Annotated in this window: 12 protein-coding genes; 6 read left to right on the top strand and 6 right to left on the bottom strand. The window is 61.1% G+C overall.

Translation table 11 applies throughout. The features are described from left to right. Positions 1–23 precede the first annotated feature (23 nt). The 3 genes from Q1W70_RS15755 to Q1W70_RS15765 all read left to right on the top strand — a co-directional run bounded on the left by Q1W70_RS15755 (position 24) and on the right by Q1W70_RS15765 (position 2647). A complete protein-coding gene (locus Q1W70_RS15755; RefSeq protein ID WP_409258935.1) occupies positions 24–1289 on the top strand; it encodes a hypothetical protein in 1266 nt (421 codons plus the stop codon). Positions 1290–1348: 59 nt separating this feature from the next. Continuing rightward, positions 1349–2092, top strand: coding sequence for a molecular chaperone (locus Q1W70_RS15760; RefSeq protein WP_302097554.1), 744 nt, complete (start codon positions 1349–1351; stop codon positions 2090–2092). Positions 2093–2155: 63 nt separating this feature from the next. Then, positions 2156–2647, top strand: a complete 492-nt coding sequence (locus tag Q1W70_RS15765) for a CS1 type fimbrial major subunit (RefSeq protein ID WP_166593067.1) — start codon at positions 2156–2158, stop codon at positions 2645–2647. Between the two features lie 97 nt (positions 2648–2744). On the opposite strand, the gene Q1W70_RS15770 is transcribed toward Q1W70_RS15765, so the two are convergent. Next, positions 2745–7460 (bottom strand): NEL-type E3 ubiquitin ligase domain-containing protein, encoded by a 4716-nt coding sequence (locus Q1W70_RS15770; RefSeq protein WP_436799865.1) that lies wholly within the window; start codon positions 7458–7460, stop codon positions 2745–2747. Between the two features lie 167 nt (positions 7461–7627). Beyond that, positions 7628–10738, bottom strand: a complete 3111-nt coding sequence (locus tag Q1W70_RS15775; RefSeq protein WP_166593066.1) for a transglycosylase domain-containing protein — start codon at positions 10736–10738, stop codon at positions 7628–7630. A 491-nt stretch (positions 10739–11229) separates the two neighbouring features. Between Q1W70_RS15775 and Q1W70_RS15780 the strand changes: the two genes are divergently transcribed. Next, entirely contained in the window at positions 11230–12651 is a 1422-nt protein-coding gene (locus Q1W70_RS15780; protein WP_166593065.1) for an amino acid permease, read from the top strand. A gap of 1209 nt (positions 12652–13860) precedes the next feature. Here the strand turns inward: Q1W70_RS15780 and Q1W70_RS15785 are convergent. From Q1W70_RS15785 to Q1W70_RS15795, 3 genes are all read right to left on the bottom strand, one after another. Further along, on the bottom strand, positions 13861–14145 hold the full coding sequence (locus Q1W70_RS15785) for a putative quinol monooxygenase (RefSeq protein WP_166590051.1): 285 nt from the start codon (positions 14143–14145) through the stop codon (positions 13861–13863). A gap of 54 nt (positions 14146–14199) precedes the next feature. Beyond that, positions 14200–15816, bottom strand: a complete 1617-nt coding sequence (locus Q1W70_RS15790) for an FMN-binding glutamate synthase family protein (protein WP_166590050.1) — start codon at positions 15814–15816, stop codon at positions 14200–14202. 74 nt (positions 15817–15890) lie between these two features. After that, positions 15891–16700 (bottom strand): helix-turn-helix transcriptional regulator, encoded by an 810-nt coding sequence (locus Q1W70_RS15795; protein ID WP_166590049.1) that lies wholly within the window; start codon positions 16698–16700, stop codon positions 15891–15893. Positions 16701–16841: 141 nt separating this feature from the next. On the opposite strand from Q1W70_RS15795, the gene Q1W70_RS15800 reads away from it, so the two are divergent. Continuing rightward, the gene (locus tag Q1W70_RS15800; RefSeq protein ID WP_185819098.1) at positions 16842–17276 is read left to right on the top strand and encodes an NUDIX hydrolase; all 435 of its coding nucleotides are present in this window, start codon (positions 16842–16844) and stop codon (positions 17274–17276) included. 24 nt (positions 17277–17300) lie between these two features. Continuing rightward, complete coding sequence (locus Q1W70_RS15805) at positions 17301–17939, top strand: LysE family translocator (RefSeq protein WP_166590047.1); 639 nt, start codon at positions 17301–17303, stop codon at positions 17937–17939. 49 nt (positions 17940–17988) lie between these two features. Here Q1W70_RS15805 and metR read toward each other — a convergent pair whose 3' ends face one another. Beyond that, positions 17989–18906 carry a transcriptional regulator MetR gene (metR, locus tag Q1W70_RS15810; protein WP_166590046.1) on the bottom strand — a complete coding sequence of 306 codons (918 nt, stop codon included), beginning with the start codon at positions 18904–18906 and terminating at the stop codon, positions 17989–17991. Positions 18907–19013: the final 107 nt, after the last annotated feature.

The following is a 19013-nucleotide window of genomic DNA, read 5'->3' on the forward strand; positions in this document are numbered from 1 at the left end:
CTACGTACCTTTTAAGGAGAGTTCTGATGTTTCTCAAGAATTATGTGCCGCAATGGCAGCAATGTGGTCAATGGCTTGGGTTACTGACGATGTTCGCGGCTCCCGCGGCAGGCGCGGTGACCCAAGAGATCAGGGCGTTGTTCACCCCCGACTCGGCCAATCCGCAACGTAACGAGTTTCTCAATAAGACGCCCTCCAGTGGCTACTGTGAGTACTACCCCGATATCTGTCGCAACAGCAATACCTTCAGTATCCGGTTGCTGACGCGTCTTGATTCGAACAAGGCCATCCCAGCCGATGGTAGCCCGCGCAACAGTGCGATGTTCAAGGTGCCGGCGCAGTGGCGCCCATTGACGATCACGAATGAAGATACGGGGGATGTCCAAACAGTTGAAGTACGTATTTCCGGTGTGGGTTCCAATTATGTGTTGAGTGATTCGGCCGCTAAGCTGACAGGGCTCACGAACGCGGGAGATGGGCACCGAGCCTTATGGAAAGGCTCGAGCTGGGTGAATGCCCCCCATCCCTGTGTCACCACCGGCATGGGGTTTTATGGGGACAACACGTACGCTTTTTTCTGGATGGCCCGAGGTGAAAGCGCCTGCGTCAAAGTAGCCAACTTTCAGATTCCGGCCATGTCGTATGGCTATCTGGACTTCGCCTACGAGCTGCGTACGCCTGACCCGCTGAAAATGTCCTCAGGGCTCTACACGGGGAGTCTGAACTATCGTCTCGGCCCTGGTGGTGATTTCGACTTCGGCGACATCATGGTCCCGAACGACCCTGACCTGACCCTGAATTTCGTGCTCGATGTGCAGCACACCCTCAAGGTCGATATCCCGCCGGGTGGTGAAAAGGTCCCGTTGGTCCCGGCGGGTGGCTGGCAGAGCTGGTTGCAGGCGGGGCGCAAACCGGCGCGGTTGTTCCGTGACCAGACCTTCAATATCTCGGCCTCCTCGCGTTTCAAGATGTATTACGAATGTCAGGCCTGGTCCACTTTCGATTGCACGATCAAGGACGCGCTCGGCAGGCGACAGGTGGAGTTGCAGGTTTTCGTCAGCCTGCCCAATGGCTTGACCGACCCGTCCGGCCAGCCGGTCAGGCATCGGCGCCTGAAGAGCGGGCCTGAAGGTGCGCAAATTTTCCAACCGGGTTTTTACGTGGACAGGACGCCAGGTGTCCTGCACTTCGAGGTATCCAAGGAGGAAGTGGAGTGGATGCTTCGGCAACCCAACGTGGCGAGCCCGTACACCGGCAGTGTCACCGTGATCTGGGATTCGGAAATCTGATGGGCCGTCTATCGATGGACCGCGCCTGTGTTGTGCTCACTCTCATGAGGTTCAAGCGTATGAAGTGTCTTTGGTTGCTGTTGGGTTTGAGTGGGTTTTCTCTGGCGGTTCAGGCCGGTCCCCAGATCAATGTCGGAACGGTGTATGACTACCTGGACAGTGACAAGAGCACCTACCTCAAGCGCGTGTTCAACAGCGGCGACAGCACCGCGTTCGTCAAGGTCAGCATCCTGGAAATTATCTACGACGCCGATGGCAGTCACCGGGAAATACCGGTCGAGCCACAGGCTGATGGCAGCAGTCGAAATGGCCTGATGGCCAGCCCCGCGCGTCTGATCGTGCCGGCCAACGGGATGCAGGGCACACGCTTGGTGCTCATGGGAGACCGTGACACCGAGCGCTACTTCCGTGTGCGCTTCGTGCCTGTGGTGCCGGAGAAGGAAGACGAGTTCGCCGTCTCGAGTGAGGAGCGCGACGCCTACAAGGAGAACCTGTCGGCGGGGGTCAACGTGATGACCGGGTTTGGCACGGTGTTTTTTGTTCGGCCGAACAACAGTCGGTTCGACAGTGTGATCGATGACACTACCGGCCTTTACCGGCTGCGTAATAACGGCAATACCGTGGTGGTGATCGATGAGTTTCGCAACTGCTCGCTGAAGAATGAAACCGAATGTGAGCCAACCACCAAACACCACATCCTGGCGGGAAAAACTTTTGAGTTCGAGAAGAAACCCGGTAGGGAGTACCGCTTCAATCTGGTGGAAGGCGCGGCCAAAAAAACCATGCGCATCGCCAGCCAGTAAGTCTGTCGGCGGCGAACCGGCTGGACTGGCTCGCGGCATTATTTGACGCAACAGGTACCTGACATGATCAAGCAATCGACCCTCTTTGTGTGGAGCGTGATGGCGCTGATGAGTGCCCAGGCTTTCGCCGCGCGGGAGGAGCATACGTTCGAGGTGTCGGTGGATATTCCGACCCTGGGCTTCTACGTGATACCGGCCGAATCGAACTGGATTCATCTGCAACAGACCCTGCCGTGGAACATCAACACATCGACGCTGGGGGGCCTGCGCAAGAACTTCGACGTCAAGCACGACACCAGTGCGATCGAGGCGAGGCTGGAGGCGGAGCCCTATCTGTCCAACGGGCGTGCTGAGCAGAACATCTACTTGCGAGTCAGTTTTAACGGCAGGGAGTTGAATCACGACCCGCAACCACGGGAAGTCGTGTCTGCCGCAGAGGCCATGGCTGGGGGGCGTTATGCCTTGGAGATCGTGCCGAGGGTGCCGGTGGGTGGCTACCAGCCCGGGACCTACTACGGTAGCGTCAATCTGATCTTTAATGCGGCAGCACCTTGAACCGCCGGCATGCTGCGCATCCAGACGGTGCGGTGTTACATCAACCAGATCATGCAGCCTGACGCGGGACACCGTCAGGCTGCATGATCCCGGCGGGTTACAGGCCGGCGCGCCGCATGGCGTCGCGCGTTAGGCGCCTGGACAATTGTTTCTCTTCCTCGCCCAGATCGACCAGCATCCTGTCGAAGTCTGCTTCGCTGATGGGGCGCTCGGCCAGTACCACGGTGGGCTGTGCGGGCAAGTCGTTCATCAGCTCCCCGAGCTGGCTGCGCAGTTCGGCTCGCGAGCTATCCGTTGTCGCCTCGAACCATTCGTGCTGGGTGGTGCGCAAGGTCTCCAGTCGATCGGACAGGCGCTGATAGCGTCGTTTGTTCGCTTCCAGGCGAACCGGATAACGTTCCTCCAGATAGGCCTGCCAAAAGTCCTGCTCAAGCATTTTGTTCACCAGTCCGTCGCCTTCGCTGAGGGCCTGCACCGTGCTATAGGCTTGATCGATCATGGCATCGGTAACCCCGGACACCGGACGGTAGAGCATGCCAGCGGATTGCCAGGGCAGATTCAGGCGTTCGGCCAGACCCGTGTGATAGGCCAGGTAGACTTCAACCTCGTCTGGGTTGCCGCCTCGGCTCTGGACGTCGGCGCGGGCAATGTCGTTCACCAGGTCCAGGTGTGCCGCGCCCCTGGCCAGGTTCACCAGTTTGTTTTCCAGCTGCGCGGGGTCGGTGGAGTAGGAGTGGGCCTCGGACGCCATCACCCGGATGCCCATGTTGTTGAACAGTTGCGCGCCGGCATCGGCGCAGTCCACGGGGGCAATCGCCATGGTGAACAGCGTGTCGCGCAAGTCAGTGTCGATATGCACGGCATCGAGCATGCGCCAGACGCGTTCCAGCAATTGATGACGATACTCGCCACCGGCGCGGAAGTCGGCGAAGTCCTGGGTATCGGCCAGTACCGCCATGAACCGTTCGGCCTGTGGTTCATCGATCATGCGTGACCAGAGATTGGCCCGGTCAACGCCCCAGCCGGGCACGTTGCTCCAGTGTTCAAGGGTGTACTGGGAGCTGATCTCCGAGTCGGCCAGGGCGCCAGGCATGGGGCTGGGCTCGGGTGGCAGCGCCACCGAGCGCCGGATCTGCTGATAACCGACCTCCGTCACCTCCGGCAGTTGACCGATGCTCAGGCGCGTGCGGGCCACGGTCCAGGCTTGCGGGGAACCCGGCACCACGTCTGGAATCGACGTCAGCGGGTTGTCCCGTAGGTCCAGGAGAAACCCTCGGGGGCGGGTTTTGGCCAGCGTGCCCGTAGGCCAGGTACTGAGCCCGGTGTTTCTCAGGACCACGACTTTGAGCCGGGGCATGCGGCCAATGTCCGGCGACAGTTGCAGCGGATTGTCTTCGAGCCTGAGGACTTCCAGGTAGGTGAGGAGCTTCAGTTGTTCGACGGCGACGGTGTCCAGGGTGATCTGATTGTGGCTCAGGCGCAGGTGCTCCAGCTTGCGTTGGCTCCCGATACTGTGGGGCATGCGCTTGAGCTCACAGCCTTTGGCGCTGAGTTGGCGAAGGTTGGGGAAGGCATTGAGCAGCCCGTGTGGTTCGGCGCTGAAGCGCGTGTTGTCGAGTTTCAGCACGCTGACTTTGTCGAGATACCGTTGCAGTTCGGGGGGGCGCTTTGACCACCAGGTCTGCAGGTCCAGGGACAGCAGTTCGTGGGACAGGTCGAGGGCGTAGTGCGCCGGATCGCTACGCGGGCCCAGGTCGGTGTTGCTGCGCCGGAAACACGCGAGCAGGCGCCTGGCGATATGTTTGCCGCCACCGTTGCGAAAGCCCTGGGTATCAGGCCCCCAGCTTTCGGGTTGCTGGTACTCCCAACGGTTGAGTATGACCCGCAACTGATCCAGCTCGTTTTCAAGCTGTTCAATGGCCTTCATCGGTTCACCCTGGGCGATCAAGGCCTCGGCGAACGTGTCCACTTCATTGCTGCTGAAGTCCGGATGCAGGTCCTGGATCCGCTCGTGCAAGGTCTCGCCGGCCCGGCTGAGCGCTGGGCCGCGCACCAGCAGCAGGGTTTGGTGTTCGGCAGCCGCACGAATGGGCGGGCTGGCGAGGGCAACACGACGCTCGCCGGGCGCTGCAGTCTTGGCAAGCAGCCACTGCCGGAAGGCTTCGCTGTCGCCCGGTTTGTACCCCAGGGCGGCTTGGCGATCCTTGCCCATGGCCTGCAGGATCGCTTCCAGCAAGGTATCGGCGGCGTGCAGCGGCTGGTCCGCGGCGTCGCGCACGTGGTATCGGGCATCTGCGTCACGGACCAGGATGCGCACCTGTGTCGCCTCCTCTGGCCCGGCACTGCAACGCAACTCGCCGGCGGAGGAACCCTGACGGATCTCAATGCGCAGATCGCCGAAGGTGTCGGTGTTGATTCGCAGTGTGCCCAGCACCAGGCGCTCGGTGTCGATGCTGCTCAACGAGTCCTGGTACAGGCCTTGGGCAGCCCGTACCGACTGCGTCTCGAATTGCAGTTCCCGGGCCTGGGCTTTCAGGCGCAGCGGCAGGTGGTTGTCGTGTGTGAGCTGGCGACGCTCTGACGGGGTGGCGCTGTCGATGATTGTTTGGGCAATGTTTTCGGGCAGTTGGGGGAAGTCTTTGAGCAGCCGCGCGACTTCGGGAGAGGGCGCTGGCGCGGGACTCGGCGCTGTGGTTGCGAGGCGCTGCAGGGTGTCGCTCAGCAGGGGGGGAGGTGGTGCGTTTTCCACGTGCATGCGGCGCAACTCCCCCTCTTCAGTGCCGCTGATCTCACGAATCTGCTCCAGTTGTTCATCGTTGAAACCGTCGGTGCTATGGCCGAGGCGCCGCATCAGGGTCGGGCCTTCCCACTCACGTGGGTTTTCCGTTTCACAGACCCAGGCGCCATGGCTGTTGTGGCGCAGGGTCGGTGCGTAAGCATCGACGCGTCGCGGATGGCGGATGCGTGGTTGCCCGGTGACCGCGTCTTCCAGCACTTCGAAATGCTGATTGTTCAGGGGCAAAATACGCCGGCCCTGATGCAGGTGAATACCTTGGGCATCCGGCCGGACGTGCGGCGCAAGTACGACATCGGCGCATTGGTAAGGCTTGAGGTCCGGGTTCCACAAACGCGTCTGTGCGTTTGCCAATTGCACCGGTTTGAGGCCTTCGAAGAATGGCGAGAGCTTTGCCTGTGCGACAGTACCGACCGCGCCCGCTGCCGCGAAGGTACCCAACTGCACCACGTTTTCCAGCACACCGATGATCTGCTCACCGGCTTCGGCCAGGTGTCCTTCAGCGAGATCGACCACCCCTTCGACCACTTCTTCGGTCAGTTGATAGGCGGTGTAGGCCAACATCAGCGTGCCCAGGCCCGGCGCCAGTGGCGTCGCGACCAGCAAGGCGACGTTGAGGATGTCCGAGAGCATTTTTTCCAGGTTGTCCCACCAGGCCCACCGCGCCATGCGGTCGACGTACGCGGTGGAAATGGCAATGCCCCGGGCATCGTTGAGGATCTTGTTGAGTGTGCGCTGGCAGAAGTAGCGCCACAGATCGCCGGTGAATGCGTCTGTGCGATCCTCCTCGATGCTGGATACGCTGAACTGCAGGTCCGGCTTGTCCACCGGCGTTTCGCGCCAGCTGGGGAGATTGGAGCCCGGGGCGGCGGGGCGCCAGGTCACTTTGCTCAAGCGTTCATTCAACCGGGAAAAAAAGTACCCGCGTTGCTCGTGCGCCACGAACTGGCTGAAGAACTGCTGATAGCTCTGGGTCACTGGCGAGCCGGTCGAGGCGGATGTTTGTGGCACCTGGCTGTCTCGCAGTTGGCGCGTCAACTCGGTCATGAATTCGATCGACGAGGCGTACTCCTTGAGAGGGTGTTCCGGGTCGTGGGGGATGTAGGCAATCAACCGTTGCGGCTCAGCGCTGCTCGATGCCCCACAAACAATCAGGGTAATCCCGGTCAGGGCGGTATCCATCATTGCCAGGTTGCAGTACCTGACGTCTGTGCCATGCCATTTCAGGTTCCTGCGTCTTTCGAGAATGCCTTGTACAACCTCATAAGCGTCCTGGCTGATGTCTTTTTTCATCAGGGCCAAGTGGGCGGCGGCATTCAGTGCGCTCTTCTGGCTGAGGATGACTTTGTGCTGCAAGGCGCTGCTGGCCACGGTCTTAGTGGGCAATAACACGGCGCTCAAGTGGTGTTGATACTGGGCACCGATATCCAGTTCACGGCACAGTGACTTGAACTGTTCAATGCTGATCTTGGATTTAAGCGGTTTTATCTGGAAGTGCCCACGGGCATCGGGGCGGGTGATGAACTCGGAGTCGCTGGTAAAACGTTCGTGGCTGGCGAAGTTATGCAACGCCGCGTCCAGCAGGGAAGTCGTTCGGCTGGTAACAGGGGAGGCGAAATCATGGGTCCACCAGGAAGTGGCCACCGGGGCATAGAGTCGCAGCCAGGTTTGCTGGACGTCGACTTCGACACCATAGCGCTCCTTGAGGGCTTTTTGCAGCAGCGGTTCGGCAAAGGTGTAGACGTCCTGCAGGCCACTGAGTGCCTGGTCCAAGGCATTCAGGTTGCTCCAGTGACCCTTGATGGCCTGTTGCAAGTGCTGGTGCGCGGACGCCGGGGCGGTCTTGTTCCACTCCGGGATGCGCAGTGGGACGTTTTTTAGTTCGCTGACTCTGCGGGGAGAGGTTTCTTTCAACCAGGCGGGAATGGCCTTTTTAATAAACTCATGGTGTTTGCTGTTGGTATTCAAGGCGAGCGCAGTCAGGCCTGGCTCGAATGGCATCGGCGCAATGATGGGCATGTTTTTTATCCGATTACTGAATGTTGAAATATCAGACTAAGTAAAGGGATAGGTGAAAAAAAGTTCAAATACAGACTGGATTGTTGCCAGTCTGTTAGTTGATACATTTAATATCAAAGAGTGAAAAACATATAGTTACCGACACTTGAATGCCGTTCGATCTGCGGTTATCGCGCCGCACTGGCCACGGGTGCCTGGCACAAGGTGTTGCTGCCCGGTTGCAGGTAGGGCGTCAGGATCGGCGCCATGCCCTTGAGCACTTGCACCGGCAAGGCCGAGGTGAACTTGAAGCCTTGGGCGGAGGCTCCCGGCACGAAGGCGGTCAGGGTGCCGAAGTGATGGTCGCCAATGTAGAACACGAAGGTCGCGGTGCGGTTGATCGCCTTGGAGCTGAGAATGCGTCCGCCCGAACCGATGGCTTCGATGCGGTTGTCGCCGGTACCGGTCTTGCCGCCCATGGCCAGTGGCGTGCCATCGGCCAGTTTGAAGCTGCCGGCCACACGTTTTGCGGTACCGGCATCGACCACCTGTGACAGCGCTTCGCGCAGGGCGGTGGCCACTTCCGAGGGCATCACCCGCTTGCCGGCGTCGGGGTCGTTGATCAGGCGCGTCTCGTAGGGGGTGTCGGCGGCGAAATGCAGGCTGTCGATGCGCAGGGTCGGCATGCGCACACCGTCGTTGAGGATGGTGCCGACCAGTTCCGCCAGGGCTGCAGGGCGGTCGCCGGAACTGCCGATGGCGGTGGCCAGGGACGGCACCAGGTGGTCGAAGGGGTAACCGACTTTTTGCCAGCGCTGGTGAATGTCGAGGAAGGCTTCGATTTCCAGCATGGTGCGGATGCGGCTGTCGCGGGCGCTCTTGTGCCGGCTCTTGAACAGCCAGCTGTAGACCTCCTGACGCTCGAACTGGCTGGCCTTGACGATCTGGCTGAATTTGGCGTCGGGGTTATTGAGCAGGTAGCCGATCAGCCACAGGTCCAGCGGGTGGACCTTGGCGATGAAGCCCTGGTCGGGCAGGTCGTAGGCGCCGGGGCCGTAGCTGGCGTAGAGGCGCTCCAGGCGTTCGTCGGTGAGTTTTTCCTTGGTCTTGAGGGTTTTCAGGTGCGAGCGCACGAAGCTGTTGAAGTTTTCCTGGGAGGCTTCGGGCAGCAAGTAGCGGTGCACCGCAGCCAGGCGGATTGCCGTGGGGTGCATGCTGTCCAGGAAGGTGTCGAGACGGGCCTGGGTGTCTTTTTTCTGGTACTTCTTCCAGAACTTCAGCAGGAACGAAGTGCCTTCGCGGTCGGCGAACTGAGCCAGGTACTCCTGGCGTCGCGGGTTGACGTCATCCTTGAGCAACTGGCCGCTGTTGTCCGGCCCGGAATAGGTGGTGTAGCGCACCAGGTCGCGCATCAGGCGAATGAACGGCAGGTTGATTGACTCGCGCAGGGAGTCGCGCAAGGTCGGCAGGCGGCCGTTGTCCTCTTTGCGGAAGTTGTTGAAGGTGTGCAGTCCGCCGCCGGTGAAAAAGGCTTCGCCGGGGCTCGCCGAGTATTTGCGGTCCAGGGCCGCGCCGAGCATTTTCGCCAGGCTGCGGTCGCTGTTCTGAATCAGGTAGTCGACGGCCCAGCGGGTCAGCCGATCCTGGTCGGCGACTTCGACTTTTTTCAGTTCGGCTGGGGTCTGGCTGACGTAACGGTCGTGCAGCTCCGCGATGATTTGCAGGTAGGTGGTCAGCACCCGCAGCTTGGCGGTGGAGCCCAGTTCCAGTTTGCTGCCTTCGTTGATGTCGAACGGTTGGTCGGTGCTGTCGGTTTGTACCCGCACTCGCGAGCCGTCGGGGGTCAACTCCAGCAAGGTGAAGCTGTAGCGCACCTGCGCGGTGGTGGTGGGCGTCAGCAGGCGCTCGCCGAGCAGGCCGATTTCGGCGGCAAACGTCGGGTCGGCGAGGCGCTTGAGGTAGTCGCTGGCCTGGGTCTGCAGGTCGCCCTGCAAGGTGCTGGTGGCGGACAGGTCGAGACGGTCCAGGTCATACAGCGGGCGGTTGAGCATCGAAGCCAGGCGACTGCGCGCAACGCTGATGCCTTTGTTGGTTTCAATCGGCTGGATGGTCGGTTGTTGCACCCAGTCGCGGTAGGTGATTTTGCTGGCGAGTGCCGCGGCGGTCAGGGCCGGGTCGAGCACGGCGTTCTGTGCCAGCAGGCGGATATGGCTGTCAGTGAGATCGGCCAGGTCGGCCTGGCCCTTGGTCAGGTAATACGACGGCCGACGCTGGGCAATCATCAACGAGAGCACCTGGCGCAGGGCCAGGCCGCGTTGGGCCAGGCTTTGCGGGTCGCTGGCCTCGCTGGCCAGGGCCTGGTTGACCTGGGTGAAGTCGGCGCCGTACCACACGCGCAAGCCCTCGGCCATGCCATGGACTTCGCCATGGCCAGGGACGGCCGACAGCGGCACGCTGTTGAGGTAGTCACGCACGATGTTCTGCCGGGCCTCGAGGGTCTGCGGGCCGTCCTGATAGGCGCGCACGCTGGCGGAAATCATCTGCCGAATCTTTTCGCCACCGGAGACGGTCAGGCCATCCGGCGAGTGGCGGTACTTCTCCAGTTGGGTGGCCAGGGTACTGCCGCCGGCGGTCTGTCCGGGCAAGTGGAGCATCTTGGCCACTTGCGACCAGGCCGCCTTGGCGAAACGCGGCCAGTCGACGGCGGGGTTGGCCTTGGGTTCCTTGGGGTCGAGCAGGTCACGGTTTTCGATGAACAGCAGGCTATGGGTGACCAGTGGCGGAATCGACGCGAAGCTCGAATACAGCTGCTGTGGGTATTTGAACTGATAGAGCGCGGTGCCGGTGCAATCGGTGATCGACAGGCCGGCCTGGATTTTCTCGGCGTAGGGCACAAAAAAACCGTTCTTGCTGTATTCGAGCAGCTTGGGCGAGAAGCGGGTTTGCGCGGCGATCACATAATCGCGCTTGAGCAAGCGCGGCAAAAATTCCCCCAGGGCGCTGTAGCCCAGGCGTTTGTCGAAAGGCCCGGCGCCCGGGTAGAAAATCGAATCGCTGGGCCCCGGGTGCATCGAGTAGCTCAAGGACGCCGCGAAGCGGCTGAACTCCCGTGCCTGGAGTCGCGAGGTGCGCACCTCTTTTTCAATGGCAAAGGCGAGCACGATCAGGATGATCACCAGCAATAGCCAGAACGAACGCCAGGCATAGCGGCGACGGCTTTTTTTCGGTAAAGGCGCTTCTTCCACGCTGTCAGTTGGCACCACAGGTTTACTCGAGTCGGTTTGCCACAAAGCGCCCATAGTCGACTGATCCATTCACGCAGATTGATCGGACTTGTCTGAAGCTTAGACGCTGGTTGCGCGGGGTGAAAAATTTGTATGAGCACAATCGCAGCGCGTGGTGCGCAGCACCTACCGGTCGTCGGCGAACCGCTGGAATCCTCGCACTAGAGCCTTCAAACCGGTAAATACGGCCTAGGTAGGGGCATGACGTTGCACCATCGCTGTGCAATACTCCGCGCCGCTTTTCAGCTCAGTGAATGCGCGAAATCCAGGTGATACACCTCTGCAGATGGGGCTTTTGTCGAGAGTTCCATCTGAATTTTGTCGTTTATAGAGTGAAAATAACTGCGATAAGCTTTTTATACTGCGCGCCCCGCTGATCTTGCAGGTTTTGTCCTACAAGACGGGCCCACCCACGAAGTGGATCCGGTTTCAGGAAGTATCGGCTTATCGGTCTGTGCTTCGACACTCGGTGGTCATATCCAATAACAAGACGAGGTTGTACCCCTATGCCAGTCGGCAATCACCAGCCCCACGGCGAGACCGCTCAGGGCGGCCCGCTTAAACGCGAACTCGGCGAACGGCATATTCGCTTGATGGCGCTCGGCGCCTGTATCGGTGTCGGTCTGTTCCTGGGTTCGGCCAAGGCCATTGAAATGGCCGGCCCGGCAATCATGCTGTCCTACATCATCGGCGGTCTGGCGATCCTGGTGATCATGCGCGCCCTCGGTGAGATGGCCGTGCACAACCCCGTGGCGGGCTCGTTCAGCCGTTACGCGCAAGACTACCTGGGCCCGTTGGCAGGTTTTCTCACTGGCTGGAACTACTGGTTCCTGTGGCTGGTGACCTGCGTGGCGGAAATTACCGCGGTGGCGGTGTACATGGGCGTCTGGTTCCCGGATGTGCCGCGCTGGATCTGGGCGCTCGCCGCACTGATCAGCATGGGCTCGATCAACCTGATCGCGGTCAAGGCATTCGGTGAGTTCGAGTTCTGGTTCGCCCTGATCAAGATCGTCACCATCATCGCGATGGTAGTCGGCGGCATCGGTGTGATTGCCTTCGGCTTCGGCAACGATGGCGTGGCCCTGGGCATTTCCAACCTGTGGACCCATGGCGGCTTCATGCCCAACGGCGTGCAAGGCGTGCTGATGTCCCTGCAGATGGTGATGTTCGCCTACCTGGGCGTCGAGATGATCGGCCTGACCGCCGGTGAAGCGAAGAACCCGCAGAAGACCATCCCTAATGCCATCGGCTCGGTGTTCTGGCGCATTCTGCTGTTCTACGTCGGTGCCTTGTTCGTGATCCTGTCGATCTACCCGTGGAACGAAATCGGCACCCAGGGTAGTCCGTTCGTGATGACCTTCGAGCGTCTGGGCATCAAGACTGCCGCAGGCATCATCAACTTCGTGGTGATCACCGCGGCGCTGTCGTCCTGCAACGGCGGCATCTTCAGCACCGGCCGCATGCTCTACAGCCTGGCGCAGAACGGTCAGGCACCTGCCGGTTTCGCCACCACCTCGAGCAACGGCGTCCCGCGTCGGGCCTTGCTGCTGTCGATCTTCGTGCTGTTGCTGGGCGTGTTGCTGAACTACATGGTTCCGGAAAAAGTCTTCGTCTGGGTGACGGCGATCGCCACCTTCGGCGCAATCTGGACCTGGGTGATGATCCTGCTGGCGCAACTCAAGTTCCGTCGCGGCCTGAGCGCCTCCGAGCGTGCAGCCCTGAAGTACCGCATGTGGCTGTACCCGATCAGTTCCTACCTGGCGCTGGCGTTCCTGGTGCTGGTGGTCGGCCTGATGGCCTACTTCCCGGAAACCCGCATCGCCCTGTACGTCGGCCCGGCGTTCCTGGTGCTGCTGACCGTGCTGTTCTATGTGTTCAAGCTGCAACCGACCAATGCCACACAAGGTGCGGTCAGCCAGGCGTCTTGATGGCCTGATGCGTTGTACCTGAAAGCCCCGGTCAATCGACCGGGGCTTTTTACATTGTGTTGTATGCATGCCGCCTGGCTCGCTCCTGCAGTAAACCTGGCTGCCCGCAAATCTTGCGTATGGTCACTAGACCTGTGGGAGTGGGCCGACCGGGGTGTTGGATTAGGCCGGGTACATATCCATTTCTGCGGTAACGGCCACTTATGGTTCCGCTCTTACAGCGGCTCACTTTTGACAAGCACAAAAGTAAGCAAAACGCTTTTTGCCCCACCACTTGGTGCCTCGCTTAGGCTCGGCATGCCCGTACTCCGACATTGATTTGGGGGGCCGCCGCAATGGGCCATCCCTGGCCCAGTGCGGCTAAACCGGCGTCCTGCCGGTTTACCCCCCAAATCAATATCGGACTCCGGCCAGCGTGGTTAACGGGGCGCCCAGGATCAAAAACAAAGCGAGGCGGCCTGAAAGCCGACCTGATTGCTAGGGCATGCGCGGTGTAGCTTCTACTTCCTCAGACGCTGACGAAGTCAGCCATATTTTGATCTGGCTTTTGCTTTTGCTTTTGCTTTTGCTTTTGCTTTGGCTCTGGCTCTGGCTTTTGATCCTGGGCGCCCCGTTAACCACGCTGGCCGAACGCAGGCTTGAAGCCGTGGGCAACCCGGCAGGACGCCGGGTTAGCCGCCCCGCGCCATGGATGGCGCGTGGCGGCGGCCCACGGATTCAAGCCGGAGTGAGGGAACACCGAGCCCAAGCGAGGTGCCGAGTGGTGGGGTAAGAGCGTTTTGCTTACTTTTGCGCTCTCAAAAGTGAGCCGCTGTAAGAGCGGAACCATAGGTGGCCGTTACCGCAAGAATGGATATGTACTCGGACTAATCCAACATCCTGGTCGACCCAGCCAGGTTCACTCTCCACAGGTGCAACGTCGCACCACAGTTGTGTAGATACCTATGCCCATCGCGGGCAAGCCCGCTCCCGCAGTGGCTCTGGGTACGCACAGATCTGGCATATACCCATCAAACCTTTAGGCGCAAGGCTTGCTCGCGATGGCGGTGGATCAGGCGCCATTGATGTTGAATGTGCTGGCGCTATCGCGAGCAAGCTCGCTCCCATAAAGGCATCCCACAGAAATACTCCACCCAGAAAAACCAGGCCGTACGCTTGGGGCAAGCCTTTTTGGTTACGTTGGCGAGTGGATGCGCGCCGTGAGGGGTGTCAGAACGCGTCCATCAGCAGTACCTCGCACTCCCGGGCCTGGTACTGGTTGATCTGCGGCACCAGCCGGCGGAAGTGTTCGGATTGGCAATGGGCGTCCAGCGCAGCCTGGTTCGGCCATTGTTCGACGAAGACAAAATGCCCCGGGTCGTGTTGGTCGACGAACAGGTCGTAGGCGATGCAGTCGGGTTCCAGGCGGGTTTTCTCCACCAGCTCGGCGTACCACGGGCGCACGGTGTCGATGTGTTCGGGCTGGATGAAATCCTGGGCAATCACTTTGAGCATGGGTTCTTCCTTGGGGGTAGGCCCGTCGTCCGTGCCGACGGGCAGGGGGTAATGTCAGGCCGCCACGTCATTGGCTTCGAAGCTGTCGGCCCGAGCCATTTGCCACATCCGTGAATAGAACTCGCCGTTCACTTCACCGGTCAGCAGTTCACCGGGCTTGAGGAACACGTGCAGCTGGGAGAACAGCTTGATCTCGGTGGCCGACATGCGCCGTACCAGGTGTTTGGCTGACAACTGGGAGGGGTGTTCGAGGCCGGCGGCGGCGAGCATTTCCGCCAGGGCCTTGAGGGTGCTGCGGTGGAAGTTGAACACCCGCTGGGCCTTGTCCGGCACCACCAGGGCGCGCTGGCGCAAGCTGTCCTGGGTGGCGACGCCGGTCGGGCATTTGTTGGTGTGGCACGACTGCGACTGGATACAGCCGATGGCGAACATGAAGCCGCGGGCCGAATTGGCCCAGTCGGCACCGATGGCCAGTACGCTGGCGATGTCGAAGGCGCTGACGATCTTGCCGCTGGCGCCCAGCTTGATCTTGTCCCGCAGGTTCAGGCCCACCAGGGTGTTGTGCACGAACAGCAGGCCCTCGCGCATCGGTACGCCAATGTGGTCGGTGAACTCCACGGGCGCGGCACCGGTGCCGCCTTCCTTGCCGTCGACCACGATGAAGTCCGGGAGGATGCCGGTTTCCAGCATCGCCTTGGCAATGCCCATGAATTCCCAGGGGTGGCCCAGGCAGAACTTGAAGCCCACCGGTTTACCGCCCGACAGCTCACGCAATTGCTGGATGAAGTGCATCATTTCAATCGGCGTGGAAAACGCACTGTGGCGCGACGGCGAGACGCAGTCTTCGCCCATGGGCACGCCACGGGTGTCGGCAATTTCCCGGGTCACCTTGTGCTTGGGCAGAATCCCGCCATGGCCCGGCTTCGCGCCCTGGCTCATCTTGATTTCGATCATCCGCACTTGCGGGTTTTGGGCCTGGGTGGCGAAGCGCTCCGGGTCGAAGCGGCCATCGGCCGTGCGGCAGCCGAAGTAGCCGCTGCCCAGTTCCCAGGTCAGGTCGCCGCCGTGTTCACGGTGATAGGGGCTGATGCTGCCTTCGCCCGTGTCGTGGGCGAAGTTGCCCAGTTTCGCGCCCTGGTTCAGGGCGCGGATGGCGTTGGCGCTGAGGGAGCCGAAGCTCATGGCCGAGATGTTGAACACCGAGGCCGAGTACGGCTGGCTGCACTGCGGGCCGCCAACGATCACCCGGAAACTGCTGGGGTCGGTCACCGGGGCTGGGCGCATCGAGTGGCCGATGAATTCGAACCCTGATTGGTAGACATCGATCAGGGTGCCGAAGGGTTTGTCGGCGCTTTCATTCTTGGCGCGCGAATAGACCAGTGAGCGTTGGGCCCGGGAAAAGGGCAGGGCGTCGCTGTCGGATTCCAGCAGGTACTGGCGGATTTCCGGGCGGATGCCTTCCACCAGGTAACGGATATTGCCCAGGATCGGGTAGTTGCGGCGCACCGCATGGGGGCTTTGCAGCAGGTCGAAGATGCCCAGCAGGCTCAGCAGGCCGGTGACGATGGTCAGCGGCCAGACCCACTCATACTGTAGGAATGGCAGGCTGGCGAGGGTGAAGATGACACACAGGGCAAAGAAGGCGTAGCGGCTCAGGAGTGACAGGCTCATACGGGTTCCTTGGGTTCGGACTCATCAAGTTCGGCACAGTTTTCTGTAGCAGCTGTCGCGCTGCTCGACAGCTGCTACAGCTCGGGATTTCCTTGTGCCTGCAGAAATATCGAAAACAGCTCGGACTGGGATTTGATCCCCAGCTTGCTGTAGATGTGTTTCTTATGGACTTTCACGGTTTCGGCAGAGATTTCCAGCTTACGGGCGATTTCCTTGCTGGAGCAACCGCTGAGCATCCAGCGCCCGACATCCAGCTCGCGGGCGGTCAATTGCGCGCCTTTGATCTGTTGCAGCGACGCTTCCAGGCGCACGCGCCAGTCAGTGTGCTGAATCGGCGGCTCAGGCCTGGCGGGCACCTCGCTCTCATAGGGCAGGCGTTGGCGCAGCAGGCTCAGGACCCACGGCTGGATCAGCGACAGCAGGGCGATCTGCTCGCTGCTGAAACGTTGCTGGCTGCCCAGCGACAGGCACAGGGTGCGCTCGCCCTCGAGCTGGCAATTGAACTGGATTTCATCGGCCACCACGTTCAGGCGAAAGTAGCGCTGGTAGTACTCGGTCAGTTCGAAGTGCTCGGGCGCCACTTCGGACAGGCGATAGAGGCCGGTACGCGCCTGCTCGCGGCTGGCGATGTAGAACGGGTCCAGCAGGAACAGGCCCATCAGGTAGTCCTGGAACAGTGGGTCGGGGCTACCGTCCGCACTCGGGCATTCGCCGAACACCTGGGGCCGCTGCTCCCCGTCGTACAGCACCACCACCCAACTGTCGAAGCTCAGGTACTGGTCCAGCAGGCGCACCAGTTGGGTCCAGAAATTGGGTTTGTCGAGGGCATCGATCAACTGCCCGATGGAGCGGTGCCAGGCGATATCCTGCAGCGAGTGATTCATTCAGCGTTCCCGGTCGGCTCACAGCCTGAAGTTGCCGAACATACTGGCCCAGACAGGCGGCAGGGGCAATCGGTGGGGCGTGACGCACCCCCGGCGCCCGTGGGATCCTTGGGCTCTTTGCGCCAAGGCCGCTGAGTGTCCATGACCGATTCCGTTTGTGTTGAGCCCCCTGTTATCCGCATCGCCGCTGCACTGTTGATTGGCCCCGATGGCCGCACCTTGCTGGTCCGCAAGCGTGGCACCACTGCGTTCATGCAGCCGGGCGGCAAGATCGAAGCCCATGAGCAGCCGGTGCAGGCCCTGGCCCGCGAGCTGGAAGAGGAGTTGGGGTTGCGCATCGACACGGCTCAGGCCCGTTACCTGGGACCGTTCTGCGCGCCGGCGGCGAATGAGCCGGGCTTTGTGGTCGCGGCTGAAATCTTCCTGCTGCAGATCCGCCAGGACGTTTGCCCGGCGGCGGAAATCGAAGAAGTGCTGTGGATCGATCCGCAGGTGGAGCCGGATGTGTCGCTGGCGCCATTGACACGGGACCTGATCCTGCCGTTTTATCGCCATTCACTGAAGGCTCCGGCCTGACCCATCACTGACAAGGACTGCCTGATGATTACCCTCCAAGACCTGCTGATTTTCGCCGCGGCGTCCTTGCTCCTGGTGCTGACACCGGGGCCGAACATGATCTACCTGATTTCCCGTTCGATCTGCCAGGGGCGCAAGGCCGGGGTGATCTCGCTGGTGGGTGTGGTGGCGGGTTTTTTTGTGCACCTGTTCGCGGCGGCGGCCGGCTTGACGGCGGTGTTCCTGGCGGTGCCGATGGCCTATGAGGTGCTGAAGTGGGCGGGGGCCTTGTACTTGTTGTGGATGGCCTGGCAAGCGATCAAGCCCGGCGCCCGCTCGCCGTTCGAGGCGCAGCAGCTGGCGCCGGACTCTTCACGCAAACTGATGCTGATGGGCTTTCTCACCAGTGCCCTGAACCCGAAGATCGCGGTGTTCTACCTCTCGGTATTTCCGCAGTTCATCAACCCTGAGCACGGCTCGATTTTCTTCCAGAGTATTGCCCTGGGCCTGACCCAGATCAGCGTCAGCTTTACCGTCAACCTGCTGATCGCGCTGTTCGCCGCGGGCATCGCCAGCTGGTTCGTCAACAACCCGACCTGGCTGGCAGTGCAGCGCTATTTCATGGGTTTCGTCCTGGCGGCCCTGGCGGTACGCCTGCTGTCTGAACCCAAGCGGATGGTTTAGGGGTAGCTGCGAGCTATGAGCTGCGAGCTTGAAGCTTGAAGCTCGCCGCTCACCTAACCACACTGACCCCATCCAGGGTGGAAAACGAGGTGTCCTTGGCCGTCAGCAGGAAGTCGCGCATGTACGGCGCATCCAGCATGTCGGCGCGGATGCCGGCGTACAGCGTGGCGAACAGGCCCTTTTCTCCCAGCCGCTTGGCCTTCACATAACCCCGTGAGCTGTACTCATGCAGGGCCCAGTGGGGCATGCCGCACACGCCACGGCCGCTGGCCACCAATTGCATCATCATCACCGTCAGCTCCGAAGTCCGGACCTGAGCCGGCTCGATGTCGGCCGGCTCTAGGAAGCGGGTGAAGATGTCCAGCCGATCCCGTTCCACCGGGTAGGTGATCAGGGTTTCGCTGAGCAGGTCCTCGGGCACGATGTAGGGCTTGCTCGCCAGGCGATGCTGGTTGGCCACGGCGAGCATGGCTTCGTAGGTGAACAGCGGTACGTAGGTGATCCCGGCCAGTTCCAGCGGGTCGGAGGTCACCACCAGGTCGAGGTCGCCACGGGCCAGGGCCGGCAGCGGGGCGAAGGAAAAGCCCGAGGCCAGGTCCAGTTCGACTTCCGGCCAGGCATCGCGGAACTGGTCGATGGTCGGCATCAGCCATTGGAAACAGCTGTGGCATTCGATCGCCATGTGCAGGCGGCCGGCGGTGCCACCGGCCAACCGGGCGATGTCGCGCTCGGCCCCGCGCAACAGCGGCAGGGTGGCGTCGGCCAGTTGCAGCAGGCGCAGGCCGGCGCTGGTGAAGCGCACCGGCTTGGTCTTGCGCACGAACAACGGCATGCCCATGCGCTCTTCCAGCTCCTTGAACTGGTGGGACAGGGCCGACTGGGTCAGGTGCAGGCGTTCGGCGGCTTCGACCAGGCTATCGGCTTCACGCAGGGCGTGCAGGGTCTTCAGGTGACGGATTTCGAGCACCGTGGCCTCCATGAATAAATTTTGTGATGAACACGAAAAGGTTGAGTTTGTCTCATGATGGCCAGGCTGTCGACAATAGGCCCATCATTTATTCAGGAGTTAAACGC

This window comes from Pseudomonas kielensis, assembly GCF_030505375.1.
Classification (GTDB): Bacteria; Pseudomonadota; Gammaproteobacteria; order Pseudomonadales; family Pseudomonadaceae; genus Aquipseudomonas; species Aquipseudomonas kielensis.